9 protein-coding genes are annotated in these 11,661 nt (G+C 72.5%); 6 read left to right on the top strand and 3 right to left on the bottom strand.

The window, feature by feature from the left end; translation table 11 throughout:
- Window positions 1-82: 82 nt before the first annotated feature.
- A complete protein-coding gene (katG, locus tag AB0M39_RS39660) occupies window positions 83-2,305 on the bottom strand; it encodes a catalase/peroxidase HPI (RefSeq protein ID WP_365373345.1) in 2,223 nt (740 codons plus the stop codon).
- Between the two features lie 628 nt (window positions 2,306-2,933).
- Between katG and AB0M39_RS39655 the strand changes: the two genes are divergently transcribed.
- The 5 genes from AB0M39_RS39655 (at window position 2,934) to AB0M39_RS39635 (ending at window position 7,521) form a co-directional block, all read left to right on the top strand.
- The gene (locus AB0M39_RS39655; protein WP_365373343.1) at window positions 2,934-3,344 is read left to right on the top strand and encodes a Fur family transcriptional regulator; all 411 of its coding nucleotides are present in this window, start codon (window positions 2,934-2,936) and stop codon (window positions 3,342-3,344) included.
- A 224-nt stretch (window positions 3,345-3,568) separates the two neighbouring features.
- A complete protein-coding gene (locus AB0M39_RS39650; RefSeq protein WP_365373340.1) occupies window positions 3,569-5,638 on the top strand; it encodes a HEAT repeat domain-containing protein in 2,070 nt (689 codons plus the stop codon).
- 4 nt (window positions 5,639-5,642) lie between these two features.
- Window positions 5,643-6,671 (top strand): SDR family NAD(P)-dependent oxidoreductase, encoded by a 1,029-nt coding sequence (locus AB0M39_RS39645; protein WP_365373348.1) that lies wholly within the window; start codon window positions 5,643-5,645, stop codon window positions 6,669-6,671.
- Between the two features lie 131 nt (window positions 6,672-6,802).
- On the top strand, window positions 6,803-7,300 hold the full coding sequence (locus AB0M39_RS39640) for a DUF2975 domain-containing protein (RefSeq protein ID WP_365373337.1): 498 nt from the start codon (window positions 6,803-6,805) through the stop codon (window positions 7,298-7,300).
- On the top strand, window positions 7,300-7,521 hold the full coding sequence (locus AB0M39_RS39635) for a helix-turn-helix transcriptional regulator (RefSeq protein WP_365373334.1): 222 nt from the start codon (window positions 7,300-7,302) through the stop codon (window positions 7,519-7,521). The genes AB0M39_RS39640 and AB0M39_RS39635 overlap by 1 nt, the downstream gene beginning before the upstream one ends.
- A gap of 90 nt (window positions 7,522-7,611) precedes the next feature.
- Here AB0M39_RS39635 and AB0M39_RS39630 read toward each other — a convergent pair whose 3' ends face one another.
- Together AB0M39_RS39630 and AB0M39_RS39625 are read right to left on the bottom strand one after the other, a co-directional pair.
- Window positions 7,612-9,081, bottom strand: coding sequence for a hypothetical protein (locus AB0M39_RS39630; RefSeq protein WP_365373331.1), 1,470 nt, complete (start codon window positions 9,079-9,081; stop codon window positions 7,612-7,614).
- 38 nt (window positions 9,082-9,119) lie between these two features.
- Window positions 9,120-9,827, bottom strand: coding sequence for a TetR/AcrR family transcriptional regulator (locus AB0M39_RS39625; RefSeq protein WP_365373329.1), 708 nt, complete (start codon window positions 9,825-9,827; stop codon window positions 9,120-9,122).
- A 67-nt stretch (window positions 9,828-9,894) separates the two neighbouring features.
- On the opposite strand from AB0M39_RS39625, the gene AB0M39_RS39620 reads away from it, so the two are divergent.
- Window positions 9,895-11,496: an FAD-binding oxidoreductase gene (locus tag AB0M39_RS39620; RefSeq protein ID WP_365373326.1), complete on the top strand. Its 1,602-nt coding sequence runs from the start codon at window positions 9,895-9,897 to the stop codon at window positions 11,494-11,496.
- Window positions 11,497-11,661 lie beyond the last annotated feature (165 nt).

Genomic DNA, 11,661 nt, shown 5'->3' with positions numbered 1-11,661 from the left:
GCCGCCCGGGAGCGGACGGCGTCGAGAGGATCAGGCTGTGGACGTCCAGGCCGGCCGGCGCGGGCCGGCCCGGACGGCACGGTCAGACGAGGTCGAACCGGTCGAGGTTCATCACCTTGTTCCACGCGGCGACGAAGTCCTTCACGAACTTCTCCTTCGCGTCGTCGCTCGCGTAGACCTCCGCGAGCGCGCGCAGCTCCGAGTTCGACCCGAAGACGAGGTCCGCGCGGCTGCCCGTCCACTGGACGTCGCCCGCCGCGTCGCGGCCCTCGAACGTGTTCGCGTCCTTGGACGTCGCCGTCCACGTGGTGCCCAGGTCGAGCAGGTTGGCGAAGAAGTCGTTGGTCAACGCCCCCGGCGTCGTGGTGAAGACGCCGAGCGAGGACTGCTGGTAGTTCGCGCCCAGCACGCGCAGGCCGCCGACGAGGACCGTCAGCTCCGGCGCGCTCAGCGTCAGCAGGTTCGCCTTGTCGAGCAGCAGGTACTCGGCCGGCAGGCGGTTCCCCTTGCCGAGGTAGTTGCGGAAGCCGTCGGCGGTCGGCTCGAGCGCGGCGAACGACTCCACGTCCGTCTGCTCCTGCGAGGCGTCCACGCGGCCCGGCGTGAAGGGGACCTCGACGTCGAAGCCGGCGTCCTTCGCGGCCTTCTCGACGCCCGCGGCGCCGGCGAGGACGATCAGGTCGGCGAGCGAGATCTGCTTGCCGCCGCTCGCGTTGAAGGACTGCTGGACGCCCTCAAGAGCGCGCAGCACCGTCGCCAGCTCGTCGGGCTCGTTGACCTCCCAGCCGCTCTGCGGCTGGAGGCGGACGCGGGCGCCGTTGGCGCCGCCGCGCTTGTCGCTGCCGCGGAAGGACGAGGCCGACGCCCACGCGGTGGACACCAGCTGGGACACCGACAGGTCTTGGCCGAGGATCTGGCTCTTGAGCGCAGCGACGTCGGCGGCGTCGACGAGCTCGTGCGCGACGGCCGGGAGCGGGTCCTGCCACAGCAGCGTCTCGGCGGGGACCTCCGGGCCGAGGTAGCGCGCGACCGGGCCCATGTCGCGGTGCGTCAGCTTGAACCACGCGCGGGCGAAGGCGTCCGCGAACGCGTCGGGGTTCTCGAGGAAGCGCCGCGAGATCTGCTCGTACGCCGGGTCGAAGCGGAGCGACAGGTCGGTCGTCAGCATCGTCGGGGCGTGGCTCTTGGACGCGTCGTGGGCGTCGGGGACGGTGCCCGCCCCCGCGCTCTCCTTCGGCCGCCACTGGTGCGCGCCGGCCGGGCTCTTGAACAGCTCCCAGTCATAGCCGAACAGGATCTCGAAGAAGCTGTTGTCCCAGGCCACCGGGGTGTTCGTCCAGATGCCCTCGAGGCCGCTGGTGATCGTGTCGCCGCCCTTGCCGGTCCCGAAGGAGTTCTTCCAGCCGAGGCCCTGCTCCTCGATCGAGGCGGCCTCGGGGTCGGCGCCGACGTGGTCCGCCGGGCCAGCGCCGTGGGTCTTGCCGAAGGTGTGGCCGCCCGCGATCAGGGCGACGGTCTCCTCGTCGTTCATCGCCATCCGGCGGAACGTCTCACGGATGTCGCGCGCCGCGGCGATCGGGTCCGGGTTTCCGTTCGGGCCCTCCGGGTTGACGTAGATAAGGCCCATCTGGACCGCGCCGAGGGGGGTCTCCAGCTCGCGGTCGCCGGTGTAGCGCTCGTCGGCGAGCCAGGTGGTCTCGGGACCCCAGTACACGTCCTCGTCGGGCTCCCACACGTCGGCGCGGCCGCCGGCGAAGCCGAAGGTCTCGAAGCCCATCGACTCCAGCGCGACATTGCCGGTGAGGATCATCAGGTCGGCCCAGGAGATGCTCTGGCCGTACTTCTTCTTGACCGGCCACAGCAGACGGCGGGCCTTGTCGAGGTTGCCGTTGTCCGGCCAGCTGTTGAGGGGGGCGAAGCGCTGCTGCCCGGCCCCGGCGCCGCCGCGGCCGTCGCTGATGCGGTACGTGCCCGCGGAGTGCCACGCCATACGGATCATGAACGGGCCGTAGTGGCCGAAGTCGGCGGGCCACCAGTCCTGCGAGTCCGTCAGCACGTCCGCGATGTCCCGTTTCACGGCCGCGAGGTCGAGGCTCTGGAACGCCTCGGCGTAGTCGAACTCCTCGCCCAGGGGGTTGGCCACGGCGGGGTTCTTGGCGAGGATCTTCAGATTGAGCCGCTCCGGCCACCACTGGCGGTTTCCGCCGCCCTGAGTCGGGTGCGCGGCCTGCCCGTGCGCGACCGGGCAGCCGCCCGCGCCCTCCGGCTTCGCATCGGTGACGATCGCATCATGGTTCTCAGACATGGGAATCCTTCCGGACGGGGCGGATCACGTGGCTCAGGAACTGCGGGTGGGGGGACAGCCGGGGCGCGTGCCCCAGCGGACGACGTCGGCCTCGTCGATCGAGAAGCCGTGGTCGCGGGGCGTCTGCGGGCAGGGGCGCCTGGCCGACGGCGCCGCGCGACCGACCTGGTGAGCGGCGGTCGCCCCCGACGCACCCCGCGAAAGAGGCCGGGCGGCGGGGCGGTGCGCCGCGGCGCCCGGATCCTGCCGCCGGGGCCGGGTGGAAGGTCTCGCACACGACCGGGTGGAAGGTCTCGCACACGAGGCGATGGGAGACGGGGGCCTTACGACCGCGGGCCCCGCAGGCGATCGCCTCGACGCCGAGGCGGTCGCCGTGCCGGACGGTCTCGTGCAGCGCGACACGGGCGGGCGTCGCCCGCTGGCCGGTGCTGCGCGGTTCCCCGGCGGTGGTCCCGTCACGTCTCTCCTGCCGCAATGCAGTCTTCCTGTCCCTTGGCTATTGCCACAACCGATCCTACGATGGACAGAGTCCAAGTCAAGAAGAACATCAAGCCCGCATTCAATCGGAACCCGGACGTCCACTGTTAAAATCTCGGGAATCCCGCCGAACCTGAATAGGTGAACCGACATGAGCGACCTGCTGGAGCGACTGCGAGGGCGTGGCTGGCGCATGACGTCCCAGCGGCGCGTCGTTGCGGAGGTCCTCGACGGCGACCACGTGCACCTCACCGCCGACGAGGTGCACGCCGCCGCGGCGCGGCGGCTGCCCGAGATCTCCCGGGCGACTGTCTACAACACGCTGGGCGAGATGGTCTCCCTCGGCGAGGTCATCGAGGTCTCCACCGACGGCCGCGCCAAGCGCTACGACCCGAACGCGCACCGCCCGCACCAGCACCTGGTGTGCTCCGGCTGCGGCGCCATCCGCGACGTCCACCCGACCGGCGATCCGCTGGCCGACCTCCCGGCGGTGGAACGATTCGGCTTCACGGTCTCCGAGGTCGAGGTCACCTACCGCGGACTCTGCCCCTCCTGCGCCTGAGCGAGCCCCGCCTGGTATGTCCGGAATGTGCGTGACGGGCCTCCATGGAACCGGTGGCAGCCCACCAGCGGCGACGGCGAGACGTGCCCCGGCCCCTCGCGCTCCCTGGACTGCCCATGCCGGAACGGGATTCCGGGTAATCGACTGTCAGCGGCGTGCGGCATCCTGGATCACTGGCAGACGCGGACGCGGACGCAGACGCAGACCAGGGCGACGGGGGAAGTGTGTTCACGGGGATCGACGATGTGGACTGGGCGTCCATGGAGCATGCCTACGGCGACGCGTCGGACGTGCCGCGACTGCTGCGCGGACTGGCCTCGCCCGATCCCGCCGAGCGGGACGCCGCGCTGGACGGCATGTACGGCGCGGTGCACCACCAGGGCGACGTCTACGCCTGCACGGTCGCCTGCATTCCCTTCCTCTTCGACCTGCTCCTCCTGCCGACGGTCCAGGACCGCGGCGCGATCCTGGAGCTGCTGTGCAGCATCGCGGGCGAGGAGGAGCCCGACCCGGACGAGATCTGGAGCGACTTCGAGGACGAGGAGGAGCACCGGGCCTGGGTCGCCAACTACGTAGACGCCTCCGCGATGATCCGGGGACGGCCGGCCTATCTCTTCGCCCTGCTCGACGATCCGGACCCGCAGCTGCGCGCCAAGGTCCCGGGCGCCCTCGTCCAACTCCACGCGGACGCCGGACGCGTCCTCGAAGCCATGCGGCTGCGGCTGCCGGCGGAGCCGAGCGTCGATGCGGTTCGCGCCCTGGTGGCCGCGATCGGCGACCTGGGCGTGCGGCACGGCGGAGAGCCGGCCCGGGAAGCGGCGGACTGCCTGCTGCGCGTGGTGTACGACGCCCAGCCGCACCCGGAGCTGCTCCTGACCGCGCTGACCGGGCTGGCGCGGTGTGCCCCCGACCTCATGCCGCCCGACACCGCGGCGTTGGCCGGCGAGGCGATGCGCGCCGTCCGCGAGGAGGGGGCACCGACGTCGACGCCGAGCCGCCCCCGCACGGACACCTTCGTGTCGTATCTGCGGCAACTGCAAGACGAACACCGCGCGGCGGCCGACGCGGACGCGGCGACCGAGCAGCTCCAGCAGCTGCACACGGCACTCGCGGACCGTACGGACGAGCGTCTGGCCCTGCTGGTCGACCAGCTGTGCAGTCCGTCCCCCGGCCAAAGCCTCGCGGCGATACGGCAGTCGGGCCTGCTGCTGTCCGGCTGGAGGCTGCCGAGCGAGGAGCCGGTGCGTCTGCTGGCCCGTCAGGTGCTCCACGAGGACGAGCGCTCGGCGCGCGCCGCGCTCGGTGAGCTGGCGTTTGTGCACCCCCTCGCGCGGGGCGTCGCCGACGTGGTCGCGGAGTCGCTGCCCGACTTCCGCCACGAGGCGGACGACCAGGAGTGGTGGTGGACCCGTTTCGGCCGTGCGGTCGAGATGCTGGCGTTGCAGGGCGATCCGCGGGCCGTGCCGGAACTGGCATGGGCGCTGCGGGCCGGCTCCCTGCCGAGCGACCTGCGCACGTGCCTGGACGCGGTCGAGCCGCACACGGCGCCGCTGGGCCCGGTGCTGCTGGAGCGGCTCGTCCATCTGCACCCCGAGGCACACCGGCGCAGGGCGCGGCTCCTCGATGCCCTGGCGGTGCCCGCGCCGGCGGACGCGCTGCCCCTCGCCGCGTCCTTCCTGGACAGCGAGGACATCGCGACTCGCCTCGCGGCGCAGGCGGCGGTGGCGCGGTATGGGGCCAGGGCAGCTGAACACGCCGCGCGAATACGGGAGTCGGCGACGTCGGACTCCTCGCCCTACCGCCGCGTGAAGGCGGCCGAGGCTCTGTGGTCGGTCACCGGGGAGGACGACCTGGAGCTCGTGCTCGGGACGGTCGACGCGGTGCTGCGCCTGGAGCGGCCGAACGACCGCACGGTCGGATTCGAGGCGGCACGGCGGCTCGGGCGGGCCGCCGCCTCGCTGGCGCCGCTGCTGCGGGAGCGGATGGCGGAGACGGACCACCGCTGGGAGGCGGCCGTCGCTCTCTGGCATGTGACAGGGGAGGCGGGGGAGGTCGCACCGGTCCTCGTCGAAGAGTGGACCCGGACTCCGTATCAGCTGCCTCGCATCGCCGCATGCCTGGCCGAACTCGGCCCGGCCGCGACGGACGCGGTGCCTCTGGCTCAGGCCCAGCTCGCCCGCGCGCGGCGACACGGCAACGACGACCCGTCGGGCCAGCTGCGCTGTCACGTGGACGAGGACGAGGAGTTGCGGCGGAACTGCCTGCGCATCGTGGAGGGGGCGTCGCGCCGGTAGGCGGATCGTCGGGGGTCGACGGGGTGTACGCCCTGGGATCGGAGGGCCGCACCCCCTCGCAGACCCCCTGGCACAGGCATGCCGACTGGACGGTTTCGTCCTTCTATGTGCCGATTCTCAAGCTGTTAGTACAGTGATTCGGGCACGCAGAGACCGAACGCATTCGCGGGAGACCCTCATGCCCGGCAGCAACAGCACGAAGACCGTCCTGATCACCGGCACCTCGACGGGCATCGGCCTCGCCGCTGCCGTCGCCGCCGCAGAGGCCGGCTGGCACACCGTCGCGACCATGCGGAACACCGGCCGCGCAGAGCCCCTCCTGGAAGCGGCCCGCAAGGCAGGCGTCGCCGACCTCGTCCAGGTCAAGCGGCTGGACGTGACCGACGCGGACTCGGTGGCCGACTGCGTGGCCGAGGTCGTCGCCGAGCACGGGCGGCTGGACGCGGTCGTCAACGACGCCGGGGCCGGCTTCGCGGGCACCATCGAGCAGAACGGCATGAAGGCCGTACGCGACTCGATGGAGGTCAACTACTTCGGCGTCGTCGAGCTGACCCGGGCGGCCATGCCGCACCTGCGCGCCTCCCGCGGCCGGCTGGTCACCGTGACCAGCGTGGGCGGCGTCGTCGGCCAGCCCTTCAACGAGGCCTACTGCGCGGCCAAGTTCGCGGTGGAGGGCTTCATGGAGTCCCTGGCCCCGGTCGCCGCGACCGTCGGCGTCCAGGTGAGTCTCGTCGAACCCGGCGCCGTCGCCAGCGAGTTCGTCGCCAGCCAGGGGGACGTCATCGCCGGACTGCTCGCCGACTCGGGGCCCTACGCGCAGACCCTCCAGGCCTATATCGCCCACGCAAGCGACTCCTTCAGCGCCGCCCAGACCCCGCAGGAAGCCGCCGCACCCCTGGTGGCGCTGTTGGACGCCGACCAGATGCCCTTCCGTGTCCAGACGTCGGACTGGGCCCGCGGGTTCGTCGACGCGAAGCTCAGCGACCTCGACGGCTCCGCCGTCCAGTCCATGACCGGCGCCTGGCTGAACTAGCCGGGCTCGCCCGCCGCCGCTCCCGCCCTCGGTGGGGGCGGGTGCCTGCCTCGCCGTACGGGATGTCGCGCCGTTGCCGTACCTATCGAGTTTCGATAGATTTCTATCGTGACTCGATCGAAGGAGGGGTGATGGGGAAGCTGCCCGTGCTCGCGCTGCGCGCCGTGCTCGCCGTACTGCTCGTCGGCTCGGTATTCGTCCAGACCGTGATGGCGCCGCTGCTGGCCGCCGACTTGGAGGGGCTCAACGCGGACCACGCGTACCTGCGCACCCCGCTCCTCGTGATCACGGTCCTGGGTGTGGTGACAGTCCAGGTTGTCCTGGTCTCCGTGTGGCGACTGGTGACGATGGTGCGCCGTGGAACGGTGTTCTCGCGCGCCGCTTTCCGCTATGTGCACCTTGTGATCGGCGCATTCGTGGCGGCCGCCTGCCTGGTGTTCGCGCTCGGAGTCCTCCTGGCGCCGGGCGAGGCCGTTCCCCCGGGCATGATCCTCTTGCTGGGCGGCGCCGGCATGGGGGTGCTGGGGGTCGCCCTCATCGTGCTCGTGCTGCGGTTGCTGCTCGCCCAGGCCATCGCGCGCGACGTCGAGGCGACGCAGCTGCAGGCCGAGCTGGACGTGGTGATCTGATGCCGATCACCGTCGACATCGACGTGATGCTGGCGAAGCGGAAGATGTCCGTGGGGGAGCTCGCAGAACGCGTCGGGATCACGCCGGCCAACCTGGCGGTGCTCAAGAACGGCCGCGCCAAGGCCGTGCGCTTCGCGACGCTCGCCGCGCTCTGCGAGGCGCTCGAGTGCCAGCCGGGAGACCTGCTCCGCTGGGACGGCACGGACGCGTCGGACGGGTGACGTCAGCCCGCGGCCGTGCCCCGTGTCGTCACGGGAGTACGCGCGACCCCGGGCCAGGGCCGCGCCCCGTCCGCGCGGCATTCGTGACTGTCAGGCGCGGGGCGGGCGCAGCCCGGCCACCGACCATTTCGCCCGGGTGGACAGCTGGCTGAGGGCCTTCGCCGACCCCTTGCCGATCGTGCTCAGCAGACGCCGGCTGTGCGCCATCGTCGCCCGCGCGAGCTCCGCGTCACCCGCCTCGACCGCGGCGAGCGTCAGCTCCAGATGCTGCTCCGTGATCATCCGGCCCAGCCCCCGCCGGCTCCACTCGGAGACCGTTCCGTCTTCCGGCGGGGCTCCGTCGGCGCCGACCGCGGCGCGCGCCCGCTCCAATGCCCGCCCCGCTGCCGGGAGGTCGCCCTTGTAGCGCTGTAGACGGGCGAGGACATACGCCTCCGCGGCCCGGTCCCAGGCCGTGTCCTGAAGCGAGAGCAGGTTGAACTGGGCGCGAGCCGCCTGCCCGTAGTCGCCGATGCGCTCCAGCGCGCGGCTCAGCCGGCGGAGCCGGTCCGCGTCGGGGCCCGTGTCGTCCAGCATGCGGATCAGCGCGACCCTGGCGTTCTCGATACGACCCTGCCGGCGGGCCAGCTCGATCCAGGTGAACTGGCTCTCCGCGGCCACATCCTGCCCGTACCGCTCGACGTCCTCGGCGCGGGCCCACTCGACGGCCTCGGCGCCGTCGGCGACCTGCCCGTCCGTGGCCGACCGCAGGAGCGGAACGTCCCCGTCCTGCCCGTGCAGCCCGATCAGCACCGCGGCGAGCCACCGCTCCTCGAACCACTCGGTCCGCTCGCCGCATTCGTGCTCCAGCAGGACGCGCAGCAGCGGGAGATCGGCGTCACGGCGGTCGTACTGCGCTGCCCGCAGCACCCCCGCCCGCAGCACCGGATCGGCGGCAGTCTCCTCCCGCGCCCCGAGGTCGCCGGCGCGTATCAGCTCCAGCGTCTCCCGCCCCGGACCGAGGACGATGTCCGGCAGGGATTGGCGGAAGGGCTCCTCCAGTTCGTAGGCGCAGAGCTCGTCGGAGTTGAGCAGGACGTAGTCCGGCTCGGTGCGCCGGGTGGCCGACTCCGACAGGGCGTGGAGCTCGACCAGCGGCCTCTCCGGCAGACCCAGACCGCTGATCAACGCGGCCCGCTGCGCGTCCAGCTCGGGCGCGAACTCCTCCCGCGCCGCGTCGTCCCCCTGCCGTACGGCGGCGAGCAGGCCCTCCTCGTCCAGCTCGGAGGAGACGTCCTCGCACCACGCGGGCAGCCGGACGAGGATTTCGAGCGCCTCGCCGACACTGTCCGCGAGCAGCGAGGCGTACCCGTCGGAGTCTGCGTGGAGTACGGCTGTCCCCCCGCACAGGAAGTACGTGCCGCCGGTGTCGTCGCCGGCGATGGGCTCCAGGGACGCGCCGGACGCCAGGTGCACCCCTTCGACGGGGTACGCCCGGCTCACATCGAAGTCGAACGGGAACGCGGCCAGTTCGGCCAGATCGGGGCGGGTGCGCAAGAGCTCCAGAACGCGGTCGGTCATACGACCGAACCCTAGCGAGGAGCCTTCGTGCCGCGACGCTATGTGTCGCTGCCCGGCGCGAGCGCGCTCGTGGCGGCGGCGAAGAGGCGGGCGCAGCGTTGGGTCATGGCGTCGGGGGACTGGTCTGGGTGGTTGATCCACCAGCGGACCAGGGCCGTGACCAGGCCCCGCCAGGCGTACTTGAGCGCGTCCGCGTCGAGGGGGTCGGTGGACCCGGTCGTTCGCAGGAGGTCGGCGGTGCCGGTGGCGGCGAGCTGGTCGATGGCGGCGCGGTAGTGGGCGGCGCGGCGGGCGGCCTCGCTGTCGGGCGGCAGCGAGCCGTCGTAGAGCACGAACCACGCTTCGCGCCGTCCCTCCAGGGCGGCGAAGACGCTCTGCAGCACCAGCAGGGGCGAGTGCGGCGCGTCGACGCCCCGCGATGCATCGAGGCCCTCCGACGCGTCGGCGCCCCGCGATACCTCGACGCCCCGCGACGCCTCCGCGCCTCCCGGCTCCATCGCCGTGCGTATCGCGTCCAGCAGCCGGTCGCCGATCGGGGCGAGGCAGGCGAGGTAGAGGTCCTGCTTGCCGCCGAAGTACTGGTGCAGCAGCGTCTTCGTGACGCCGACGCGAGCGGCGATCGCCGCCAGGGAGGTGGCCTCATAGCCGCCGCGGCCGAACTCCTCGGTGGCGGCGGCCAGGATCTGCTCTTCGCGGCGGGCCCGCGGGACGCCCTTGGTGCCGGCCCGGGAGCGAGGGGTTGTCATGGACTGGATCTTACCATACGGTAATTTACCGCTTGGTTAATTCGCCCTACCGCTGGAGTAGCAGCCCATGGCCGATGCCACGACCGCCCCCCGTACCTCCCGCGTCCGCTCCTGGTGGGGATGGGGATGGGCCGACGCACACCCCGACGACGCCGAATGCGCCGCGATGGGCGCCCTGCTCCCCGGCGCTCTCGCGCGCCCGCTGCCCATCCCGCGCGTCGCCGACCTGGACATCGGCCGCCCTGCCGTCGAACCCCCGCACACCCTCGCGCACTTGGTCACCGCCGACCCCGACGTACGCGCCGCCCACGCCATGGGCAAGGCGTACCGCGATGTGATCCGCGCCCTGCGGGGCACGCCGGGCCGGATCCCCGACCTCGTCGCCTACCCCGTCGGCGACCAGGACGTGACCGAACTCCTGGAGTGGGCCTGCGATCACCGCGTCGCCGTGATCCCCTACGGCGGCGGCTCCTCCGTCACCGGAGGCGTGGAGTACCGCGGCGATGCCCACCGCGCCGTCCTGTCACTCGACCTGACCGCCATGGACAGGGTCCTGGAGATCGACGCCGACAGCCGCAGCGCCCGCATTCAGGCCGGCGTCCTCGGCCCCGCCCTCGAAGACCAGCTCCGGCCCCACGGCCTCACCCTGCGCCACTTCCCGCAGAGCTTCGAGTTCTCCACCCTCGGCGGCTGGCTCGCCACCCGCGCAGGCGGCCACTACGCCACCGTCCACACCCACATCGACGACTTCGCCCAGTCCCTGCGCGTGGTCGCCCCCGCCGGGGTCAGCGACTCCTGGCGACTGCCCGCATCCGGCGCCGGACCATCGCCCGACCGGTTCTTCCTCGGGTCCGAAGGCGCCCTGGGCGTCATCACCGAGGCGTGGATGCGCCTACAGGAACGCCCCCACCACAAAGCCTCCGCCTCTCTCTCCTTCACCGACTTCCACGCCGCCCTCCCGGCGGTGCGCGCCATCGCCCAGTCCGACCTCGCGCCCGCCAACTGCCGTCTGCTCGATGGGGGAGAGGCCGCACTCTCCGGCGCCGCCCAGGACGGCTCCGCGATCCTCGTCCTCGGCTTCGAGTCGGCTACCGCCCCCGTCAAGGCCCGCCTCGCCCAAGCCGTCGACCTGGCCCGTGCCCACGGCGGCCGTGCCGCCGAACCCTCCGGCGCCGGCAACGCGGCCGGCGCGGCCGTCGGCGCGTGGCGCTCGGCCTTCCTGCGTATGCCCTATCTGCGCGACGGCCTCGCCCGGATGGGCGCCGTGGCCGAGACCTTCGAGACAGCCACCACCTGGGAACGGCTGCCCGCCCTCGTCGACGCCGTCCGCACCGAGGTCGGCGCCGCCGCACACAAGGCCACCGGTCACCCCGCCACCGTCAACTGCCGTCTCACCCACGTCTATCCCGACGGCGCCGCCCCCTACTTCACGGTTCTCGCGGCAGGCCGCCCGGGAGACGAGGTGAGTCTCTGGGACGATCTCAAGGCCGTCGCGAGCGACGTCCTGCACCGCCACCGCGCGACCGTCACCCACCACCACGCCGTCGGCCGCGACCACCGTCCGGGCTACGACCGCCAGCGCCCCGAGCCCTTCGCTCTGGCCCTTCGTGCCGCCAAAGGCGCCCTCGACCCCCATGGAATCCTCAACCCGGGCGTGCTCCTGGACTGACCCCGGCAGCCATGGCCGAGACCAGGCAGCGCGGACGGTTCAGACGCGGGCCGGGCGCGGTCCGGCGACCGCCTCCGCGAACAGGCGGCGCCCGGCGGGCGTGGCGAGGGCGCCGCGCAAGCCCGTGTCCCGTACCGCGCGGGCGGGCGCGGTCCGGCGCCCGCC

Origin of the sequence: Streptomyces sp. NPDC051907 (assembly GCF_040681075.1) — a bacterium.
GTDB lineage: Bacteria > Actinomycetota > Actinomycetes > Streptomycetales > Streptomycetaceae > Streptomyces.
This window is presented reverse-complemented; position numbering and strand designations above follow the sequence as displayed.